The organism is Falsihalocynthiibacter sp. BN13B15 (assembly GCF_041205415.1).
Lineage (GTDB): Bacteria > Pseudomonadota > Alphaproteobacteria > Rhodobacterales > Rhodobacteraceae > Falsihalocynthiibacter > Falsihalocynthiibacter arcticus.
Genome location: NZ_JBGFCE010000010.1, coordinates 134443 through 154862 on the forward strand (window position 1 = coordinate 134443; position 20420 = coordinate 154862).

Consider the following 20420-nt stretch of genomic DNA (forward strand, 5'->3'; position numbering starts at 1 on the left):
ACCCCCCTCACCGGTACAACTGCACGACGTCGCGGAAAATTCCGGTCGCCCCCGCGCCGCTGCCTTGATCCGCGGGGCCAATCACTTCGCCCCAAATATCCACAGTGTTTGAGCTGACGGCCGCCACGGGCTCTGTCAGGAAAATTTCGACGAATTCGGCCACTGGTACGTTTACGGCGGAACCCTGAATATTGTTGGCGGCACAGTCGATCGCAGCCGCCACAATGACGCGGCGTTCAGGTCCAATTGAAGCACCGCCTGCGGTATTACATTGCGGCAATCCGCTTTCCGCCAGCCCATTCGGAAGGATACCCGCATTGCCGCTCGTCCCTTGTGGGTTGGCAATTTCGGCCTTGTAAAGATCATAGCGCGTGTCGAGCGCAGGATTGATGAAAAACGGGTCGGCACCGCCATAATTGGTCGCGATGTAATTGGCATAGCCCGCTGACCAGTCCCCATCGCCAAAGCGCCCCCCAGCACAGCCCCCCGCGTTAAAACAATCGTCGCGCGGCAAGCCCACTGTATCGGGGGATGGGTCGTAGTTGTTTGGACAGGCGTTGCCGTTTGAGGGCACCACCCCCTTTATAACGTTCGGTGCAGGCGCATAGTTCGGGTTATTTTTCTCGCTCTTTAGGATCGTCTGGAAAATGTCAAACCGCACGTTAAAAATTGCGTTTTCGATGCCGTTCTTTTGGCCGGGTTCCGTATCGACCCCATTGAGCGCGTAGCACTGTGTGATCGATCCCACCGCCGCAAGTAAACACGCATCCAGCTTTACGCCGTTTTCCCCCGCGCAAGGGCCTTCGGAATCGACCAGCGCCTTGGACGGGTCCAAAAACCCGAAATTCCCTGGTGCCCAAGCCGCGCCATTGCCACCGGAACGAAGGTTAACCATCGTCCCTTTGTTGGCCGCCGACGTCCACCCACTTGGCTGGCAAAACATCATCGGCGTCACGTCACAGGCGAATTGGGTCATGCCCGCAATCGACTGGGCTTGCACGTTAATATCCTGAAGGGTCTCGCCGCGCAGAACCATTAAGGCCCGATAAAACGCGACGGGCACCTCGGCTTCCGTGGCGGCCACGCGGACAAATCTGGCAAGGGCTGGGTTTGTCGTTATCGCCGTAGGGGCCGCCGTGTCACTGGCAGGCAACGTCGAGAAAAACGTCAGGGTAAAGTCATCCGCCCCCGATAGCGTATGGTCGCCGCTGCCAAACTTGCGACTGTCGACGATCAGATTTGCGGCCGCAGTTGTCGCACGCGTTATGGAATCTGGGCTCCCATCCAACTCTCCTGCTGCCGCGAGGGCCACATTGTCGGTGAAGCTCTGCATATCGGTCTGTGTGATCGAGACCTGCCCCAAATCAAACGACATCGCCACCAGTCCGAGCATCACAGCAAGGGCCATCCCCCAAAAAACAAGGATGGTGCCCTTCTGGTCCTGCCCAAAGGTGGCGATATGTGACCTGCGGTTTGACATGGTTTCTACAGACCTTCGTCGGCGATTACGACTCCACGCCGCACTGTAATTCTCGGGGTGGAAATCATTTCCGGAACGGGCGAAACATCCTGCATCAGGTCGCTAAGCTTAAGGGAATCGAGCGGTTGGTCCTCCGCGCCGACATTGTTGCGCAATGTTAGGCTCAGGATGCCCGCTTGCTGGGCGAGCGCAAGACGCTGCCCTTGATCTGGCGTCACTTCGACGGTCACGGTACGCGCCACTTCTGGCGAGTCATTGCCGATGTCGGAGTCCTGATCGACACCAATAACCTTGATATTTTGCAGGATCGTGACCGTGCGCAATCCGGAACTCCGTCCCTCGGTCAAAAGCACGTCAACGGAATCCCCAGGCGTCACAAAACCGCCCACGGCGGTCTCGGCGTTCACTTTGATGGCCATGGCGCGGTGGTTGGCCGAGAGCGACTGAACGATTGTCACTTTTTCGCCCCATCCCGAGACCCGATTGGCAAAAAACAACTCTCCCTGTGACATGGCTTTTCGCGCCCGACGTGGCTCGACGCCATCACTCGGAAGGAGGAAGTCGCGGTCCGTCAAGACGCCCACTGGCAACGCATCGCGCGGCCAATAGATCGTGGTAATGAGTTGCGATTCAATGGCTTGGCCAAAGGCGATATCGCGGCCCGCGACCAAAACCCCCACGGTCTCGCTTTCTTCTTGCGAGGCCTGTTTGCTCAGCATCTGTGCCGTCAAAACATCCTGTGCAAGATAGACAGACCCAGCAGCAACGCCAAGGCCCGTGACGACGAGAAGAAGGGATGACAATCGCATGTGATTAGGTCCTTTTACAGGACGACCCTTCCGCGGCCCAAGGGCCCCGATACGGTCGTTCATTGATTTTAGAAATCAGCTATTTGTCTTTGGCCATTTGGCCCATGTGCAAACTAAATAAGGAAGCAGCGCGTTTTGGAAAATTTGTGTCTCAATGCTTCACAAAGCGTATACTTCCGGCGACATTTGGGCCGCCGGAGAGTTCAATTATTAGATTAACATCCAGTCGTGCTTAAACAGGTTTCAGCTGCACCCATTTTACCACCAACAGCCGTACCCAGAGTAGCGAGTGCGGCTCCACCAAGGGTCACAGCCAAAATCAGCGCAATGCCGTATTCAACCAGCGTGACACCACGCTCGTCGGACTTAAAACGTGACCAAGTTTTTGCAAAAATTCTTTTCATAGTATTCTCTCCATTTTACGCACCCAAGGTGCCCAGATAAATAAACGGCCCGCCCTCTGGTGGCCATGTTCCATTCTAGCTTTTGCATGGGGGCGCGCGCTTCATCTCTGCGGCTGAATTATTCGCGCCGTGGTTGTGTTTTCTGAAGAATTCCGTGGAAACAGACGCATTTACCGGATTGTAACCCTTCGGAATTTCATCATGGAATCACTGAGTCCCGCCCAGAAATGACCCATTAGTCGCGGATAGGACGGTGGAAATTGCGGCCAAAACGAACGGACTGACTTCATTTAGCGTTTAAAAACAAGCAAGGTTCGCAACATCCGTGTGGCCTTGGGCATATATTTGAGCGCGGTTCAGCTTGCCCAAAAACCGTCGCCCTCACCCCAGAATCCGAATTAACGCATCCCGCCACTATCATTCCGCTCCGCATAGCATTAGGGAGTTGGTATCTTAAGGAGATTGATTGATGGGAGCTTTACCAAGCGTACCTGAACTGGTTGCGGCGGCGCAAACCAATGCCAAAACGTCCGAAAATCGCATTTCGGAGATTTTGAAACTTTTGGACGGCCAGAACGGGTCTGACGCCCAAGTCGAAGAACTGCGCGCGGCGACTGTGGCGCTCGAATTGACCTCGGTTGATATCTTCTCGGTTTTCGAAGCGCGGATGCAGAATACCTTTAAACGGGGTCCCTTTGCACGTAAATTAAAAACAATGCTGGTCGCGGCGGAGCAAGCGGATCTTGCCGAGCGGTTCCACCTGTATTATTTGGCCATCAACGTTCTGAAGCACGGCAAAGGCGCGAGTTATCGCGAGTTGCTCAACGACCCAAGCACGCTTATTGTCGTGCGGCCCGCCGAAGACACCGTCGCCGACGAAACACTCCCCGCTGTAGGCCTTATTGACGTCACTGTTCCGGGCTTTTTTGACGGGCTAAGTACGACTATTCTTGAAGCCTATCATTTCCTAGAAAACAGATAAGTTGCCGCGCCACTAAAGCACTAAGGCAAGGCGTCGATCCATTGAAGCGGCCTTTCGCCTCAAGGCTTCGCAAACTATCGCGGCCCGCATAGGTTCGCTTTTTCGGATCACTCAAAGGACAACCATATGCTGCGCTGGGGATTGCTTGGAACTGGGTTTATCACTCACAAAACTGCAAAGGCGATTGCCGCTTCAAACGGCTCGACCATCCGCACCATTGCAGGACGCAATTCCGACGCCGTGGACGCCTTTCAAAAGGAATACAGCATTCCTACGGTCTCTTACGGGTATGACGAAATTCTGGCGGACCCAGAGATTGACGTCGTTTATATCGGCTTGCCAAACCACGTCCATCACACGCTGACCATTGCCGCCGCCAAGGCTGGCAAGGCGGTTTTGTCCGAGAAATCGCTGACCACAACAATGGAGGAAGCGCAGGCTCTGGCTACTGCCGTCCGTACCCACGACACCTTTTTTGTCGAAGGGTTTATGTATCTTTCCCACCCGCTCTACGCTCGTTTGATGGAAATTCTGTCGGATGGTCGCTTGGGCCGTCTGCGCGCGATCACCGGCTTTTATTCGGCGGATATTTGGAACGTCACCAACCCCCTTGGGCGCGGCACGCTCTATAATCTGGGTTGCTACCCCGTGTCGCTGCTGCATTTGGTCGTCCAGACTCTCTGTGGCCAAGACATGTTTGCCACGGGTCAACTCGCGGGACTGGGGAATGTATCGACGCATGACGGCACCATCTGTGACGCCGCCGTGACCGCGAAATTCGCAAATGGTGTGCTGGCAACGCTGCAATCAACCGACAGCTACGGCATGGAGCACGGGTTTACGATTGCGGGCGACAAGGGCACGCTTGCGTTCGTGACTAATCCGTGGCTCCCCGTGGCGGGCCGCAATCACCTTCGTTGGACCCCCTATGAGGGCGAAGTCGAAGACATTTATGTCGATGCAGACCATGATGCATTCTACACCCAAGTTAAAATGGTCGAGGCCTCCCTTGCCGCCGGTCAAAAAGAGGCGCAGCGCCCCTCGCCCCGCCTCACGGACTCCCTCGAAATAATGGCATTTCTAACGGAATGGGAGCGGCAGTGCCTAGCGGCTCAACAACCATAGACAACGTATCGAATGGCCGTGATAAACTCGTCGTTCCTTAAACCGATGATGCGCCGAGGGCTTTGCAACAGGCGTACATTTCTAGCCCCCCCCTCGCCCTATTTAATTTCGCGGCCAGCCCACAACATACGATCATCGAGCATAAACAGTCCCACGGTTTCATTCTTTTCTTGGCCACTGTATGTAATCCCAAGGGTCGCGGTATTATCGCTCACCCATTTTCGAATGACCCCTTGGCATGTTTCCTTGGAGCTGCCGGTTTGCTCTCGGCACTCACGAAATTTCTTTGAATAAGTAGCTCTTAATACTTCAGCATCTTGACGTGTCCCATCCCTGTAGACTACCGACGGAAAGGCCATTCCATCGACAATCATGTCCCGAGGTGACTCTGTTACGCCAGACTGCATGCCGTACAGGGTGACATAGGCCCCACGGCTAAATGGCCCTTCGCCATCGGCGGCAGGCGTTTCAAACAGAAAGCCACACGCACGGGCTTCGTTCCAAAGCACATAGCGGGCTACGTTGGCTTTTTTCGAAGGGGTTTCCCATAGAGATATATTCCCCTGCTGAGGGCTCTGCCTAACATCCGCCAATTTGAGGCGTGGGTACGTATTTCCGCAGGTTTTTTGGATACCAAATGGAAAATATGGCATATCGTGGCTCAGTCGTTCTTGAGTGCTGGATTCGTAAGCATCAATATTGGCCAACTTCTTCGCCTCTTCTGACGATGTGTCTTCGCTTGGCACACAGGCGCTCAACGCCAGCGACACCACTGAAGCCCAAACCCAAAATCCGCGCGCCCTAGACTTTTTCAATATTACGTCCCCCAACGGATTTAATTCCGATTTGCGCTCACACCCAATTGCCGTCACGCATGATGTTCCACAATAAGGACCACAGCGCCTCCTTTTGGGCAAGCGTAACTTAGCCGCGCACAGCGTAGCTTTCGGAAGGGAACCGCAATCTCCACCTCCCACCAGCCCTTATGACAGCAGATTTGGCGCTGTTAAGGACGCATTGGTTGGGGTAACAGGGGCCAGCAACGCGCCAATCCTGCGCCCGTGACTTAGAAAGTCTGCACAGCCTATGTCTGATCCGTGCCTGAAATTGGTATTAGTAACCCCTGAAATTCCCTACAATACCGGCGCGATTGGGCGGACCTGTGTGGCGCTAAATCTGGAGCTGATCCTGATCAAACCCTACGGGTTTTCCCTTGACGAGAAGGCCGTACGACGCGCGGGAACGGATTACTGGAAACATGTTCATCTGAGCGAATATGACACGTGGCAAAGCTTTTTGGATCAACGAAACCCGCCGCGCGATAGCATGTATTTCTTTGAGGAACATGGCGAACAGAGCATTTATGCGCCTGACTATCAACAGGACGCTTATTTGGTTTTCGGATGTGAATCCAAAGGCTTGCCACCTGAAATTTTGGACGGCATGGGCGATCGCGTGCATAGTTTGCCGATGCTCAATCCGCTAGTCCGATCCCTTAACTTGGCAAATGTCGCCACCGCCGTCGTCTATCAAGCCATGCGCACGCAACTCGGCGGCTAGCAGCGCTTAGCAAGGTTGCGCTTTGTCGGGCCATAGCCGACTTTCGTTCACAGTGCCGCCAATATCCGTTCCGCGCCCAGATTGATATTTTCAGTTGTTTCTCTAAGGGTGCGCTTTATTTCACAAGGAGCCCCCCCGAACAAATGTCCGGAGTTGTTCTGAATGGTCATGGCGGTTCGGAAATGCTTGAGTGGCGCGATGATCTCCCCGTTCCCGTGCTGCGGGAAAGCGATGTCCTTGTACGGGTCAGTGCCACAGGCGTAAACAACACGGATATCAACACCCGGACGGCTTGGTATTCCAAGGGCGAAGCAGAAGCAGACGAAGCGTCATGGTCTGGTACACCGCTTACATTTCCACGCATTCAGGGAGCAGATGTTTGCGGCAAAATTGTTGCTGTCGGCGCGGTAATCGACGCGGATCGAATTGGCCAACGTGTCCTGATCGAACCGTGTATCCGCGAGGCGAATGGGGACACACTCAAAACGCCATAGTATTTTGGGTCTGAGTGTGACGGTGGATTTGCCCAGTACACGCGGGTTGCAGCACGCCACGCTCACGCAATCAATTGCGATTTGACAGATATAGAACTGGCGTCCTTTCCGTGCTCCTACTCTACAGCCGAAAATATGCTGACACGCGCCAATGTGCGCAAGGGCGAGACCATTTTGGTCACGGGTGCATCTGGTGGTGTCGGTTCGGCGACGGTTCAATTGGCGCAAGCGCGTGGGGCAAAGGTCATTGCTGTCACAAGCGCTTCAAAAGCCAAAACTCTCTTAGAACTTGGTGCGATGAAAACACTTGATCGTGGCGATGATCTTGTTGCCGCGCTTGGTGCGAATAGCGTTGATGTCGTTATTGATTTGGTGGCTGGCCCGAAGTGGCCGTCATTGCTTGACGTGTTGCGCCCCGGCGGACGCTATGCAGTTGCTGGGGCCATCGGGGGCCCCCTTGTTGAGCTTGATATCCGTACGCTCTATCTCAAAGACCTCTGCTTCTTTGGCTGCACGGTTCTTGAGCCGCAAGTTTTCAGTAATCTTGTTGGGCGGATCGAACGCAAAGAGATCGCACCTTTGGTGGCTGAAACCTATCCGCTTCGCGATATCGCAGCTGCACAAAGCGCTTTTGGCGAAAAGGGACATATCGGAAAAATCGTACTCGTATTGGACTGACGGAATTCGTTTGAGCATATCCGAGAGCGGATATGCTCACCTAAATCGCAAACATCTGCAAAGTCCGCTCAGCAGATTTTAGTGCCGATTTTAGCCAACAGCCACTTCCAGCCCGTTTTGTTGAAAAACGCCATGTTGCGAGCGCAGAACATAAACCGCTCTCGTCAGGACCCTCTGATACCGCTCGCCCTCAATTAGTTTATCGTTTTTGTCGGGATTGACATTTCCTCGATTTATCCGATATTGGGGCCACGAAAAACGAGGCGTTATACATGATCATCTGTAGTTGCCAATCCATAAATGACAAAAGCATCCACGCCGCGATTGAGTGGATGCGCGCCGCTGACGATAAAGTCATAATAACCCCAGGTAAAATTTATCGCGCTCTTGGCAAAACTCCGCAATGTGGCGGCTGTATGAAACTTTTCATTGCAACCATGCGGACCAACACTAAGTTCGGCGTACCTGTGGAGTTGCAAGGACTGCGCAGCGACAAAAAAAGGAGAACGCGCCATGAAGGGTGATAAAAAAGTCATCGAGGTCCTGAACAAGGCTCTGAGGATTGAGCTAACGGCGGTAAGCCAGTTTTGACTTCATTACCGTCTGCAAAAAGATTGGGGTTACGGCAAACTTGCCAAAAAAATGCGCGAGGAAAGCATCGAAGAGATGGAGCATGCGGATAAGCTGATTGACCGCATCCTGTTTCTTGAGGGCCATCCAAACCTCCAAACCCTCGATCCACTGCGCATCGGCGAGAATTTGCGCGAGACGCTGACATGCGATCTTGAAGCGGAGATGGAAGCCGTTAAATTTTACACCGAAGCGCGCAAAGTATGTTCTGACGCGTCGGATTACGCCTCCATGCATTTGTTTGAGCAACTGATCCTTGATGAACAAAACCACGTTGATTTCTTGGAAACGCAGATTGGGTTGCTGGATCAAATTGGGGTCCAAAACTATGGCCAGTTGAATGCAGATTCCGCGGATGTGGCGGAATAGCAGGCACTCCTCCAATGTCTCGGCAAATTAGGATTACCGTTTTGCCGACGCTCTGATTATGGGCAGGTTGGCTGATTAAAGCGCGACCCCGCCAAGAAACAGCCTTAAACGCGCCGCTAAGTGATAAGGCGCGTTTAAGGTGTCCTCGCCAAACCTCGCATCCGTTATCACCGTTTTGGGTGGGCCCTTTGGCAAGGACCATACTTTCGAGTTGATGTCCGATGTTGAGGCTTAAAACGGGCTTGTCCAAATACAGCCAAGACGGAACGCCGTCCTGCTTTGGTACCAGTTTGGGCCAAAACGCGCGAAAAACGGCTCGGTTTATCATGACCAAACGCTAGTTTCTTGCTCTAATGCTGCTCAAGGGCGACAATTGTGGGGTTTGGGTGACGGGGTCCGCATAAACTTGCGCCTCGACCTCATAGGCATCGCGCAAGGTCTGTGGCGTGATGGTTTCTGACGGTGGCCCACTGTTGAGCACTTTTCCTGCTTTCATCACGACCAAATGATGCGCAAATCTTGCCGCCTGACCGATGTCATGCAACACCACAACCACAGTGCGTCCCCCATTGGCGAGATCGGCAAGGACCTCCAATGTTTCGTATTGATAGCGAATATCGAGAAACGACGTCGGCTCATCAAACAGCATCACGGGGGTGTCCTGTGCCAGACACATCGCTAGAAACGCGCGCTGTCGCTGACCGCCCGAAAGATCGGAAAGCTTGCTTTGTCTGAGGGTATCAATGCCCGCTTTGACCATCGCCGACTCGATCGCTTCCTGATCCCCTGCGCGGCGCTGTCCCAATAAATTTTGATAGGGCGCGCGGCCATAGGCCACGAGTTGTTCCACGCGAATTGCGGGTGGCACGACTGGGCTTTGAGGGAGCAAGGCCACATGGCGCGAAATTTTGCGCGGCGATGTTTTGGTCACATCCAAACCGTCAATCAGAATCCGTCCCGATTTCACCGCGAGATTACCCGCCATCGCCCCGAAAAGTGTGGATTTCCCACAACCATTGGGCCCAATTAATGCGGTCAAACACCCCATCGGGAGGTCTTGATTGATGTCTTTCAACATGAAGCCGCGATAGCCCGCACGTAGATTTTGCAACTTTATGGTCATAGGCCCTCGCGTCGGCTTGTCAGAAGGATGAATACAAAAAACGGAGCGCCAAAAAGCGCGGTCAGAATGCCCGCCGAGATTTCAATGGGGGGAGCCAGTGTGCGCCCTGCGGCATCGGACAACACAACAAGGGCCATGCCCACGAGCATTGATGCGGGCAACACCGCCCGATGATTTCCGCCGACCAATTGCCGCGCCATATGGGGGGCCATGAGGCCAACAAATCCCAAAGCGCCGACAGCTGCGACAGCTGCGACAGAAACGGATGCCAAAGCCGTTGCCAAGGCCAACAGAAGGAAACGCTCGATCTTGACGTTCATCCCAAGACCCCGCGCATGAGCATCCCCAAGTCGGATCAAGTCGAGCCTAAATGCAAGGAGCAACGCCACGCCGATCAGGGGTAAAATCAGCGGAGCGGTCCGTGCCACATCTTCCCACCCCCTACTCCAGAGCGATCCCGTCAACCAAACGAGGGGCGCGGAAAACTCAAAGGTGGGCGCCGTCACGAGGATATAATCCACCCCCGCGTCGGCCAAGAACCCGACCGCAATGCCGATCAACGCCAGCCGCGCTGGACTTGCGCCGCGCCGGAGCGACCCGATCCAAACCAGAGACGCCGCAGCAAACCCGCCCACCGCAGCCAACACGGGCGACCAAAGGGGGCTCACGCCTGACAGGACACCCAGACAAACCGCGAGGGCCGCGCCCGAGTTGATCCCGATAACTTTTGGACTGGCCAATGGGTTGCGCAGGAGCGCCTGAATGATCGCTCCAGAGATCGCCAAAGCCGCTCCGGCAATTAGCGCCAAAACGGTGCGCGGGAGGCGCGATTGCAGGATGATAAAATCTTGGTGTGGTCCCTCAAGACCGAACAACGTGTTCACGATAACCGAAGCCGAGATTGGCACAGCCCCCGCCGAAATCGACCATATTACCGCCAGCACGACCACGCCCAACAAGCCGACTAGAACCCATACTCTACGACTCATTCTAGCGCCTCTGATGTCAGAGTGAGATAGAGAAACCACGGCGCGCCGATCAATGCCGCGACCAATCCGACAGGGATTTCACTCGGGGCCGCTATAAGTTTGGACAAAGTATCTGCGACAAGCATCAAGGCTGCGCCAAGGGCGGCGGCGGCAGGAACCGATACGCGATGATCGCCCCCGAACATCACACGCGCGAGGTGGGGCACGACCAAGCCCACAAAGGCAATCGGCCCTGCCACAGTCACACTTGCCCCTGCCAAAATGGCCGCGAGAACAGCGCCAAGAAACAACGTCCAGCGCGGATCAGCGCCCAAGCCGCGCGCCGAGGCATCCCCCAACGCCATCATATTCAAACGCTGCGCGAGGGCCACGCCCCCCTGCGTTCCAACAAGGGTAAACACTGCCAGTGGTGCCGCGTCGTGCCAGCGCATGTCGCCAATATCGCCGATGGTCCATCGGATCACCGCATGGGCCAGATCATCTTCAAGCGTATAGGCAAATCGCACCGCCGCGAAGGAAAATGCGCCAACGGCCACGCCCCCAAGAACAAGCCGTAGCGGGTCGATCCGCCCGCCAAATCCCCCCGCAATCGCGAAGGTCGCCGCCCCTGCCGCCAAGGCTCCGGCCACTGCCATGCTATTGAGCGCAAGCCCCGTCGCGCTAGGAAAAACGAGGGCGGCGACAAGGCCAAGGGCGGCCCCTTGATTGATGCCCAGAATTGCAGGAGACGCGAGCGGGTTGCGCGTAAGGGCCTGTAGAACCACACCCGCAAGCGCGAGATTCACCCCCACAAGCGCGGCCACAGCCGTACGCGGCATACGGATATCGCGCATCGTTGTCGCGGCAATATCCTCCGCCCCCGTTAAAAGCGTAAAAATATCGGTTACTCCAACGTCAGAGCGCCCCCCCGTAACCAGCGACCCAACAGTGGCCAGCAGGAGGACAACGGCAATTGCCGCTATCTTCCAAACGTGGCTACTCATTCTTAGGCTTGCCGGAATATCAGCTATCGCTGCCATCTGCGCCCACAATGGTCAAAAGGTCTTGGGCGGTTTGCTCGGCGGCCACCATGCCGCGCAAACGGGACCACGTGTTGGCCTCAACGTTGTAGACGCGCGCATCCTTCACGGCTTTCAGCGCGTTCCACAACGCGTCATTCTCCCAATTATCGGTGACGGAGGGATCGGCATATTCGCCAATGATAAGCACGTCAGGATTGATTTCCGATAGCTGCTCTAGGGTTGTCGTTACATAGTTGGATTCATACCCTTTGCCCTCGTTTGGGGTCATCGCTGGTGAAAATCCAAGGCGCGCCAACAGAGACCCGTTGTAGGAGGACGGCGCATGTAAAAAGAGCGCTTCGCCATTCGCGACGCCAAATTGTGCCCGCACGTTTTGGGCATAGGGCCGAATTTTTTCCGCGTAGTCGGCCATTTTCGCCCTATGGTCGGCCACACGCGCATTCATTGCATCCGCTTTGCCAATCGCCTCGCCAATCAGGAGCATCTGCTCGACAGAAGCTGTGTAATCGCCGCTCAAACTATCCATCACAACCGTCGGCGCGATTTGCGAAAGCGTGGCATAGGCGTCGGTGTGGCGGGTTTTATCTGCGAGGATCAAATCAGGTTGCAGCGACGCAATCACTTCAAGGCTCGGGGTTTTGCGTGTACCTACGGAAGTCCATGTATCGCCAATCACAGCGCCATAAACCGGCATGATGCGCTCGGGTTTATTGTCGTCGGCAATACCCACGGGCACCACACCCACCGAGACCAAGGCGTCAATATAGCTAAACTCCAAAACGACAATCCGCTGTGGGTTTTCAGGCACCATGGTCGTGCCAAGCTCGTGAGAGATTTCGCCCGCAAACACGGGAGTTGCGATGCCGACCGCAAGGACGGAAAGAAGAACGCGACGCGTCATTTTCATAAGAGATCCAAATAATTTTAAATTTCTGGCTCTTATCAAAATGGCTTGATGATAATGGCTGACTATTTTACTTAGATATAATAAACGAGCTTGTCAAACCCCGCCGCGCAACTTTTCTCGCCGAAAGTCACATCTTAAAAAATGCCCCATTCGCCCCCCTCTCGACCGCCTAAATCCCCGATGACACAGCCATATGATTTCTGTGCAACCTTCGGGCGGCATTCGGGAGAAGCCCTCGCGGGAACCGGCGCGCACCCCGAACGTATGATATTGATCCGCTGGCCAAAATCGCGCTGGTCGTATGCGATGCGTGAAGCGGCGGACATGGGCGGCCCCCTGCGCGACGCCATCCAAACCGTTACAAATGCGGGATGGCGGGTGAACCTCGTTGATCGCAAAAATGACGCAGGCCCAATTGGACGCGTGATTGTCGTGCCCAGACGGCAATCCTTTGACATCCCCCCTGATCAACTGGCGGATTTCCTTTTGAGCTTGGCCGCCGATCATCCCCTCACAGAATATCGGACCACGCACGCAACCACAGAAGTGGTCTTGTGTTGCACGCACGGTCAACATGATCGTTGCTGCGCGAAATTCGGTTTCGCCGCCTATCGCCTCTTGGCGGCTGCCGCGCAGGAATATGGCGACCGTTTTGACGTTTGGGAGAGCACGCATCTGGGCGGCTGTCGCTTTTCTGGCAATGCGGTATTCACGCGGTCGATGCGTAAATATGGCCGTATCGGAGCCACAGACGCCGCCGCAATACTCGCGGCGGAAAGCAATGGCCAGCTATGGCTTCCGAGTCTGCGCGGAACATCGCACCTGTCGCCCGAGGCGCAAGTGGCCGAGATCGCCGCGCTTCAAGCGATTGGCGGGCATACGCAATTCCCCGCGCTTGAGATTGATCTCCTACAGGCGACGGATAGTGCGCGCGATTTTCACGTCAAAACCCATGACGGAGTATATTTTGTGCGTTGTGAATCGACGATTTCTAGAAGCCACGATTCATGTTCAGATTTAGGCGATGACCTCCCCCTTAAGGAACGGCAGGCGTGGACCGCGGTGCAGGTTCGTAAGGGTGTTACACCCCGCGCAAACGATCTAGCCGCAGCCGATGGCGCTGGTCGGTGACCCGCCACGCCAAGGCATAAGCGGCAGCCACGGCCCCTAACGCACTGGTTGCCGAAATCAGGAACATGATGACCATCTGGTATTTCGCGGCCGTTAAGGGATCGGCATTTGCGAGGATCTGCCCCGTCATCATCCCCGGTATTGAGACAACCCCGATGGACGCCATATTTGTAACCGTCGGCAATAGGCCAGAGCGAATTGCCGTTCGTAACGTCGGTCCGAGCGCCTGAAACTTGCTTTCTCCCATGGAAAGCCGCGCTTCGATAATCAACGCATCTCGGATCAACGCATGGCTTAAAACATGCAAAGTGAGCGCTACACTCCCCATGGCGCTTCCGGCGATCATCCCAAACATTGGCAAGGCGACGCGCGGGGAAAACCACGGTTCGGCCTGCACAATCACAGCCAATGTCGGCAACGTAATGAGAAATCCGCAAGACAACATAACCGTCGTCCCCAAACTGGCCGTCCAAAGCCGCCCCGCAGGATGCGCTTGCCGAAGCAAGACCTCATACCCCGCAAAGCCCCCCATTACGATCATGGCCACAAGCGTAATTGCAATGCTATCGACCTCGAAAATCCAGCGCAACACGAAGGCCAGCAGAACGAGTTGCACCACCATTCGCACCCCAGCGATCAGGAGGCTGCGGCCAATCCCAAGCGAAAGAGCCAAGGATATCCCGCCATTAATCAGCAGAAACAAAGCGGCGATGAGGATTTTATCAAAACCGATATCTGGTGTCATGCCTTCACCACCAATTTGATCATAGACTCGGACATGCGTTGTGCTTGCGCTTGGTCATGTGTCACCAAAACTATCGCGCCACCCTGCCCCATAAATTCTCGCAACACCCCTTCAACACGATCAACGGAGACAGCATCAAGGGCTGACGTTGGCTCATCAAGTAGGAGCACTTTCGGTTGATTGGACATGGCCCTCATTATGGCCCCCCGTTGCCGTTGCCCCGTCGAAAGCCGCTCGATTGGCGCGGTGAGGTCATGGGCGCTGAGGCCTAGTTTTTCAGCTTCGGAGGTCATGTCCTTAGCAAAATGCCCCGCGAGGTGCGGCGTCCAAAACTGACTCACTGGCGGCAGGTAGCGCACAAGTTGCCGCCAGACGGTCGGTTGATATGCCTCGCGCGCCCGCCCGTTCAAGACAACGCTACCCTCGGCCTGATCGAGGTCGGCAATCGCGCGCAACACAAGCGACTTCCCCGACCCCGAGGGACCAGTCAGCGCCGCGCATTGGCCCGCCGAAACCCTAAATGAAACGCAGCTTCCGTTCAGCGTACGCAAATTCTGCACCTCAAGCGCCATCTGCTGCCCCTTCGCTATGAAACTGATTTGAGATAATTAACTCGCGCAGTCAACCCTTTGCCTGTTCCGAAAAGAACCTCAAGTTGTCGCAGTCCAAAAGCAGTCTCATGGGTAACGGCACCATTTCACCCACCGCGCAGCATAAAATTCTGTGGAGCAAAGCGTTTTGTTCACGCCTTTGAAAAATGGGGCTGTGGTACATCTAGAAAAGCGGTATTGGTTGGGTATTATGGGCATTGGTGCCCATCTGGGAAAGAAAATGAGTAGAGTTTGAAGCGGGTTGCAGCAGAGTTGCGCGTCGATTTTGTCAATGGTTCCGTGGCGCATCGGCTTCGGTTTGGTGGCGGACGTGGTCAAGACTTAGCGAAGGCTATGGGGCTGCGTGCGGGCAAAACGCCAATTATTATTGATGCGACGGCGGGATTGGGGCGGGACTCATTTCTTTTAGCGTCTTTAGGTGCGCAAGTGACCATGATCGAGCGTTCAGAGAAAATGCATGCGTTGTTAACGGATGGCATGGAGCGCGCCGCGAGCGAGGGTGGGCAGCTTCGCGAGATTATTGGCCGCATGACCCTCATGAAAGGCGACGCAAAGGATTTGATCCCTGAACTGTCCGGCGAAGCAATTTTGATCGATCCAATGCATCCCGAACGGAAAAATTCAGCGCTTGTAAAACAAGACTTGCGCCAAGTCCGCGAAATCGTTGGCACAGACGATGACGCTGCTGATCTGGTGCGACTGGCGATAAAACATGCGCGTAAGCGGGTGGTTCTTAAATGGCCAGCCAAGGCCGATCCGATTGAAGGCGTTCAGGCGTGTTCACACCAAATTCGCGGCAAAACAACTCGATATGACGTCTTCATGATAGGGTAGCGAAAACCTCGCGCCAATCACGGATCTCTCCAACGGGTAATGCCTTAAACGACGGCAAAAACGGCACAGGTCTCCCCGTGCCGTTCTTGGTTATCTAAACCGTTCGAAAGCTGAATTTATTCTTCAACTTAAGATTTAAGCATCAGCCTCTGGGTCCATCAAAGTGCCGGCCTCGATTGCAGCAGCCATTTCGTCGTCATTAAGGAAGCCATCGCCATCTGTGTCGATTTCGTTGAACACAACATCGGTGAGATCAGGCTGTGACACTTGAAGCTCAACGAGAGATGCCATTCCATCGCCGTCGGTATCAACCTCAGCGTTCATTGCATTAGCAGAGAAAGCAAAAGAAGTCGCGAGAGCAGCTACGAGAATTACGTTTTTCATGTTATTTCCATTCAGAATTAAGCGCTCCATAATGGACCGCGTTTTGGGTGTTTTGGGAGATGATGTTACGCAAGGGCGTGCTTTGCGGCATCAAGTTCTTTGTTCGCTTTTGCGTCGTCCTTTGCTGTGTGCGCGGACTCAGCGGCGTAATAGTGCTTCATTGCGGAAGCCCTTTTTTCGCCAAAAGGTGCCTTGTCACAGCTGGCTTTGACGGATTTCATCTTCTCCGAAGTTTTGTTGGTGTTGAGGTTCATTGGAGTCCATTCCTAGACCTACCGAGAAATTAGAAACGCGAGATTGAGCTGTTTTAGGAGATATGCTTGTCTATCGCGTCTCTCTTTTACTCGTAAATATGGGGGCCGTAGAATTATCAGCAGGTACAATTCGCAAAGCTAAGGGCGCTAGACGCCTTTAGGTGCGGATGGCTTTCCGGTGGGCTTAGGAGATGCTGGTTTTGAAGAAGGTTTTGAAGTCGATTTCATGGGAGAACTCCTCGTAAGGACCGAATGATTCGATCCGTAGCTCTATTTCTCACGTCCGTTGAGATTTGAATAGTGAATTTAAAACAATGATGATATCGGATATTCAAATAGGTGAAACATGGATGTAGAACTCGCACGAACCTTTCTGGCCGTTGTCGAAACTGGCAGCTTTTTCAATGCTGCTGGCAAGGTAAATGTCACACAATCCACCGTCAGCATGCGCATCCGCTCGCTTGAGCAGCAGCTCGGACAACCGGTCTTTGAACGTAGCAAATCCGGTGCGACGATGACGGCTGCGGGACGCAATTTTCAAAGGCATGCCACAACACTTGTGCGGACGTGGACACAGGCCAAGCTCGACGCGGCACTCCCTGCGACACTGGAATCGGTCTTGGAAATTGGCGCGCCACCAAGCCTGTGGGACGGCTTCCTGATTGATGCCATCCCTACCCTTCAAGCCAAAATCCCCAACATGGCAATTAAGGCATCCTTGGCGACCTCAGACATCTTAGGACCGAAACTTAACGATGGCTCGCTCGACCTCGCCGTGATGTACAGGCCGCAAAACACGTCGGGGCTCGCGGTTGAACAGCTTTTCGAGGACGAGTTCGTTTTGGTCAGCAGCGATAGCGACTCGTCAACCGATCCCTTCGGCGAAAACTACGTGTTGATTGATTGGGGATTTGAATTTCGCACACATCACCTGCTGAACTTTCCACAGTTCACAACACCAAGCCTGCAACTTGGGATTGGGACTTTGGGCTTGCAGTATTTGCGGACCGTACCTGCATCTGGATATTTCCCCCGACGCTCAATCGAGCCAGAAATACAGGCTGGCTGGTTGCATTTAATTGAGGACGCTCCGCGATTTGCCTACGCAGCCTATGCTGTTTTCAGCGAAAGCCAGAGCGATGGCATGGCAGGCAAAACCGCACGGATGCTGCGTAAATATGCGCACGAAAACTTGAATGTCAGGCGTCAAAAAGAAGGGCGCTAACGGCGTTGCCGCTAATCATTGGGCGATGCTTGCTCCGCGGAGCGAGCGGATTCCCGAGATCTAATCGGTTGGCGCGCACCTTGTGTTCTTTGGGCTGCTCTGTGAAAGACGGACATGGCTTCACAAAACTCCCCAGTTTTTGACCACGATCTTGACGGTTGGGGTCTATCGGACATCGATCTGTCAGGCGGCTGCAGTGCTGGGAACGTAGATTTGCACGAGATAAAACTCACTGACGCTCAACGCTTTAAAGGGGCCGTCATTTCCATGAGGCCCGCAGATGAACGGCTTGGTCAACTTGGTCGAAGCGTTCACTAGATGGTCGCCATAACACTTGAAGACGCATCGGCCCTGCGTCAGGTCACGGGTGAAATATTTCGCAACGATTGCCTTGATGACTTCTCAATATTCGAGACCGAATTCTACGACTGTGCGTTTGTGGATTGTACTTTTGATGGCGGAAAAATCGGGTTGTCGAAGTTGCAAAACTGTCGGTTCACCGATTGCTCTTTTCGCGACGTAAAGCTGCTTTCCTGCCAGTTCTACGACGCGGACACCGAGCAACGATGCGTCTGGTCCCGATGCGACCTCTCCGACGCCAACCTCGTGGATTGTGACCTTTCCAGCAATCAACTGGTGGCGTGCAAGGGTTTCATGTTGCGGCTGGAAAATTGTACCCTGTCCGCCGCAGAAATTGACATTGACCTTCATCGCCGCGTCAACGCGCGCTTCAACATGGGCGGGATGTCATGCTCCCGTACCAGCTTTTTTGAAGCCCGCATGAAGGGGCAATATCTACAAGGAAGCACCTTTGAAATCTGCGACCTTCGCGGCGCAGACCTCGGCGGCTGCAACCTGTCTTCTGCAAATTTCGCCGGTTCAAACCTGAACAATACCCTCCTGAGGAATGCTTCGCTGACAAGCGCAAATTTGGCGCATGCGGATATTGACGAGTTGGACTTTTCTCAAGCCCGCAGTTTGGATGATCTGACCATCAGTGCCGACCAGAGCGAGACCTTGCTTAATTATTTCGGCGTTAAGGTACTGTCGCACTGACGGCATTAGGCGCGAGCCTGACGTTATCGGTGCACAGCCGTCAGGGCGGAAAAAGAAACCTGCCGGGCGGAGGCGTCCGCGCATTGAAAATACAACAAGGCTTGCCTTGCACATCCGGCCTTCGATGTGGTCCGCCTTCCCAAAATGAGAAACGCGTTTGGTTTGGCCCCACAAGCCAGAACGCAAATTCTAACGTTACCCGTTTCCATCATAGGATTGACGCATTACTGATTGAAAGCTGTTTCAGCCCTAAGGGGAAATTTGAATGAAATCCAGTATTTCTCCTGCGGGAAACTCGCATTCCAGTCGCACAGCCATGCTCAATTTTGTCGCCCACGACCTCAGTTTATCAGGCCCATTCGCGCCAAAAACTAAAAAAACTATCAGCATGGCCGCTATCTCGGCAGAACATTTGATGGGAACCCGCCCTACAGCGTTGAGGGGTTTTCATTCAGCTGGCCAAAAAAAGAGCCGCCCATTTTAGATGCTCTTTCAGGATACAAAAACAATATCATGTCCAATTTTTATCACTTAATCTCGGCGGAGGATTACATGCGGCCTATGCGGGGACACCCAGTGAAAAACCAGGTTTTCTATATGTGTCAAGCAAAGAACTAGGTTCGATTCTCTACCGATCAAAAAAGCTAACTCTATTTGGAAACGCAATATTTGTAGCCTGCTTCGCTGGCCCCCCTTCCCGCAAATCAGAAGACGAAGATGCATGCGAAATATCTGCTTTGTTTTCAGAAGCGGAAGGCATTGGAATTAGACTGAGAATTCGAACGGGAGTTTCTGTCGACAGCTATTGGCCTGATTTTGATATGGCCGACATAGAATGGGTTGCACCCGTGGCCGAGGTTGAAAAAGCCATACTCGAAATAATTGTTGCTGAATGAAAGCCTACTAGCGATATAACCGCTGGGATTGGCGATGGATTGAACAGTACCTTTAAACCAACCAAACCGAAGTTAACCTCTCTCCGACGAAGCGTCGCAAACCTCAGTCCAAACGCCGCGTTTCACCCCAATGCCCGCTTCGGGAAAACTGTATCGCAGAACCATATCTGGCCGCCAAAGTTTGCGAGGGGCCGTAAGTGTCTGTGGAAGGACGTGCGGAAAGGTGCCGTTTGCTTCACTTAGAACACGTTGCTCAGCGGAGAGGCTGTGTGGAAACCCGGCTGATCTTGGTGCCCTTAAGAGTTTTTGACGTTCGTGTCCATTTTGGCACGATATCGTTATTCCGCTACCCTGATGGATCATGGTGGCGCTCAGGACAGTCTTCGGCCTATCCGAGCATTTGTGTTCTAATTTGAAGGCGAGCGGGACCTTTTACGCCTTCATGGCCGCTATCATCGCCGGAATGCCCATCAGGTTCATGACGCGGGTCATATTGTAGGCCAGCACATGCAGCGCCATCTCAGTTGCCACGTTTTTCAGGGTTCGCATTTTGAAGTGGGTGGCCCCCATCCATGATTTGATCGTGCCGTGGGGATGTTCGACGGTCATGCTGCGGACCGCCAGTTGAGCTGGGTTTGCATCCAGTCGTGCTTGCACCCGCTCAAGAACATCTTCTTTTTCCCAACGACGCACACGCCGGTCTTTGCTCGTT

The 20420-nt window shown here is 54.1% G+C and carries 27 protein-coding genes and 1 pseudogene; 14 read left to right on the plus strand and 14 right to left on the minus strand.

The features are described 5' to 3' along the window. Nucleotides 1-7 precede the first annotated feature (7 nt). The 3 genes from AB9F26_RS16170 to AB9F26_RS16180 form a co-directional block, all read right to left on the minus strand. Nucleotides 8-1480 (minus strand): pilus assembly protein TadG-related protein, encoded by a 1473-nt coding sequence (locus tag AB9F26_RS16170; protein ID WP_369757894.1) that lies wholly within the window; start codon nucleotides 1478-1480, stop codon nucleotides 8-10. Between the two features lie 5 nt (nucleotides 1481-1485). Then, on the minus strand, nucleotides 1486-2289 hold the full coding sequence (gene cpaB, locus AB9F26_RS16175) for a Flp pilus assembly protein CpaB (protein WP_369768477.1): 804 nt from the start codon (nucleotides 2287-2289) through the stop codon (nucleotides 1486-1488). Between the two features lie 215 nt (nucleotides 2290-2504). After that, entirely contained in the window at nucleotides 2505-2693 is a 189-nt protein-coding gene (locus AB9F26_RS16180) for a Flp family type IVb pilin (protein ID WP_369768478.1), read from the minus strand. 469 nt (nucleotides 2694-3162) lie between these two features. On the opposite strand from AB9F26_RS16180, the gene AB9F26_RS16185 reads away from it, so the two are divergent. Both AB9F26_RS16185 and AB9F26_RS16190 read left to right on the plus strand, forming a co-directional pair. Then, a complete protein-coding gene (locus AB9F26_RS16185; protein ID WP_369768479.1) occupies nucleotides 3163-3675 on the plus strand; it encodes a hypothetical protein in 513 nt (170 codons plus the stop codon). 126 nt (nucleotides 3676-3801) lie between these two features. After that, nucleotides 3802-4800, plus strand: coding sequence for a Gfo/Idh/MocA family protein (locus tag AB9F26_RS16190; protein ID WP_369768480.1), 999 nt, complete (start codon nucleotides 3802-3804; stop codon nucleotides 4798-4800). A gap of 98 nt (nucleotides 4801-4898) precedes the next feature. Here AB9F26_RS16190 and AB9F26_RS16195 read toward each other — a convergent pair whose 3' ends face one another. Beyond that, a complete protein-coding gene (locus AB9F26_RS16195; protein ID WP_369768481.1) occupies nucleotides 4899-5507 on the minus strand; it encodes a hypothetical protein in 609 nt (202 codons plus the stop codon). On the opposite strand from AB9F26_RS16195, the gene AB9F26_RS16200 reads away from it, so the two are divergent. From AB9F26_RS16200 to AB9F26_RS16215, 4 genes are all read left to right on the plus strand, one after another. Next, entirely contained in the window at nucleotides 5500-5691 is a 192-nt protein-coding gene (locus AB9F26_RS16200; RefSeq protein WP_369768482.1) for a hypothetical protein, read from the plus strand. The genes AB9F26_RS16195 and AB9F26_RS16200 overlap by 8 nt on opposite strands. A gap of 195 nt (nucleotides 5692-5886) precedes the next feature. Further along, a complete protein-coding gene (locus AB9F26_RS16205; protein WP_335584294.1) occupies nucleotides 5887-6360 on the plus strand; it encodes a tRNA (cytidine(34)-2'-O)-methyltransferase in 474 nt (157 codons plus the stop codon). 143 nt (nucleotides 6361-6503) lie between these two features. Beyond that, nucleotides 6504-6854, plus strand: a complete 351-nt coding sequence (locus tag AB9F26_RS16210; protein WP_369768483.1) for an alcohol dehydrogenase catalytic domain-containing protein — start codon at nucleotides 6504-6506, stop codon at nucleotides 6852-6854. Between the two features lie 135 nt (nucleotides 6855-6989). Further along, nucleotides 6990-7532, plus strand: a complete 543-nt coding sequence (locus AB9F26_RS16215; protein WP_369768484.1) for a zinc-binding dehydrogenase — start codon at nucleotides 6990-6992, stop codon at nucleotides 7530-7532. A gap of 266 nt (nucleotides 7533-7798) precedes the next feature. On the opposite strand, the gene AB9F26_RS16220 is transcribed toward AB9F26_RS16215, so the two are convergent. Then, nucleotides 7799-8068, minus strand: coding sequence for a hypothetical protein (locus tag AB9F26_RS16220; protein WP_369768485.1), 270 nt, complete (start codon nucleotides 8066-8068; stop codon nucleotides 7799-7801). Here AB9F26_RS16220 and bfr point away from each other — a divergent pair. Continuing rightward, nucleotides 8046-8531: pseudogene (gene bfr, locus AB9F26_RS16225) on the plus strand (bacterioferritin). The gene AB9F26_RS16220 and the pseudogene bfr sit on opposite strands and share 23 nt — an antisense overlap. Before the next feature lie 337 nt (nucleotides 8532-8868). On the opposite strand, the gene AB9F26_RS16230 reads toward bfr, so the two are convergent. The 4 genes from AB9F26_RS16230 to AB9F26_RS16245 are packed head-to-tail and all read right to left on the minus strand — an operon-like array spanning nucleotide 8869 to nucleotide 12572. Continuing rightward, nucleotides 8869-9654, minus strand: coding sequence for an ABC transporter ATP-binding protein (locus AB9F26_RS16230; RefSeq protein ID WP_369768486.1), 786 nt, complete (start codon nucleotides 9652-9654; stop codon nucleotides 8869-8871). Next, nucleotides 9651-10643: a FecCD family ABC transporter permease gene (locus AB9F26_RS16235; RefSeq protein WP_369768487.1), complete on the minus strand. Its 993-nt coding sequence runs from the start codon at nucleotides 10641-10643 to the stop codon at nucleotides 9651-9653. The genes AB9F26_RS16230 and AB9F26_RS16235 overlap by 4 nt, the downstream gene beginning before the upstream one ends. Then, entirely contained in the window at nucleotides 10640-11626 is a 987-nt protein-coding gene (locus AB9F26_RS16240) for a FecCD family ABC transporter permease (protein WP_369768488.1), read from the minus strand. The genes AB9F26_RS16235 and AB9F26_RS16240 overlap by 4 nt, the downstream gene beginning before the upstream one ends. A 19-nt stretch (nucleotides 11627-11645) precedes the next feature. After that, nucleotides 11646-12572 carry a Fe(3+) dicitrate ABC transporter substrate-binding protein gene (locus AB9F26_RS16245; protein ID WP_369768489.1) on the minus strand — a complete coding sequence of 309 codons (927 nt, stop codon included), beginning with the start codon at nucleotides 12570-12572 and terminating at the stop codon, nucleotides 11646-11648. 180 nt (nucleotides 12573-12752) lie between these two features. Here AB9F26_RS16245 and AB9F26_RS16250 point away from each other — a divergent pair, with 180 nt between their 5' ends. Then, entirely contained in the window at nucleotides 12753-13703 is a 951-nt protein-coding gene (locus AB9F26_RS16250; RefSeq protein ID WP_369768490.1) for a sucrase ferredoxin, read from the plus strand. Here the strand turns inward: AB9F26_RS16250 and AB9F26_RS16255 are convergent. After that, entirely contained in the window at nucleotides 13654-14448 is a 795-nt protein-coding gene (locus AB9F26_RS16255; RefSeq protein WP_369768491.1) for an ABC transporter permease, read from the minus strand. The genes AB9F26_RS16250 and AB9F26_RS16255 overlap by 50 nt on opposite strands. Next, nucleotides 14445-15020: an ATP-binding cassette domain-containing protein gene (locus AB9F26_RS16260; RefSeq protein ID WP_369768492.1), complete on the minus strand. Its 576-nt coding sequence runs from the start codon at nucleotides 15018-15020 to the stop codon at nucleotides 14445-14447. Before AB9F26_RS16260 ends, AB9F26_RS16255 begins: the two co-directional genes overlap by 4 nt. A 270-nt stretch (nucleotides 15021-15290) precedes the next feature. Between AB9F26_RS16260 and AB9F26_RS16265 the strand changes: the two genes are divergently transcribed. Further along, complete coding sequence (locus tag AB9F26_RS16265) at nucleotides 15291-15893, plus strand: class I SAM-dependent methyltransferase (protein WP_369768493.1); 603 nt, start codon at nucleotides 15291-15293, stop codon at nucleotides 15891-15893. 135 nt (nucleotides 15894-16028) lie between these two features. Here AB9F26_RS16265 and AB9F26_RS16270 read toward each other — a convergent pair whose 3' ends face one another. Together AB9F26_RS16270 and AB9F26_RS16275 are read right to left on the minus strand one after the other, a co-directional pair. Beyond that, entirely contained in the window at nucleotides 16029-16277 is a 249-nt protein-coding gene (locus tag AB9F26_RS16270; protein ID WP_038999863.1) for a hypothetical protein, read from the minus strand. A 65-nt stretch (nucleotides 16278-16342) separates the two neighbouring features. Beyond that, nucleotides 16343-16531 (minus strand): hypothetical protein, encoded by a 189-nt coding sequence (locus tag AB9F26_RS16275; RefSeq protein ID WP_038999862.1) that lies wholly within the window; start codon nucleotides 16529-16531, stop codon nucleotides 16343-16345. A 346-nt stretch (nucleotides 16532-16877) separates the two neighbouring features. On the opposite strand from AB9F26_RS16275, the gene AB9F26_RS16280 reads away from it, so the two are divergent. From AB9F26_RS16280 to AB9F26_RS16300, 5 genes are all read left to right on the plus strand, one after another. Continuing rightward, nucleotides 16878-17756, plus strand: a complete 879-nt coding sequence (locus AB9F26_RS16280; protein WP_335584305.1) for a LysR family transcriptional regulator — start codon at nucleotides 16878-16880, stop codon at nucleotides 17754-17756. Between the two features lie 114 nt (nucleotides 17757-17870). Then, nucleotides 17871-18074 carry a hypothetical protein gene (locus AB9F26_RS16285; protein WP_335584306.1) on the plus strand — a complete coding sequence of 68 codons (204 nt, stop codon included), beginning with the start codon at nucleotides 17871-17873 and terminating at the stop codon, nucleotides 18072-18074. Next, the gene (locus AB9F26_RS16290) at nucleotides 18075-18812 is read left to right on the plus strand and encodes a pentapeptide repeat-containing protein (protein WP_369768494.1); all 738 of its coding nucleotides are present in this window, start codon (nucleotides 18075-18077) and stop codon (nucleotides 18810-18812) included. Between the two features lie 265 nt (nucleotides 18813-19077). Continuing rightward, nucleotides 19078-19296, plus strand: coding sequence for a hypothetical protein (locus tag AB9F26_RS16295; RefSeq protein ID WP_369757891.1), 219 nt, complete (start codon nucleotides 19078-19080; stop codon nucleotides 19294-19296). A gap of 115 nt (nucleotides 19297-19411) precedes the next feature. Beyond that, nucleotides 19412-19708 carry a hypothetical protein gene (locus tag AB9F26_RS16300; protein WP_369768495.1) on the plus strand — a complete coding sequence of 99 codons (297 nt, stop codon included), beginning with the start codon at nucleotides 19412-19414 and terminating at the stop codon, nucleotides 19706-19708. 432 nt (nucleotides 19709-20140) lie between these two features. On the opposite strand, the gene AB9F26_RS16305 is transcribed toward AB9F26_RS16300, so the two are convergent. Then, on the minus strand, nucleotides 20141-20420 hold a 280-nt coding region (locus AB9F26_RS16305), incomplete at its 5' end, for a transposase (RefSeq protein ID WP_369768496.1).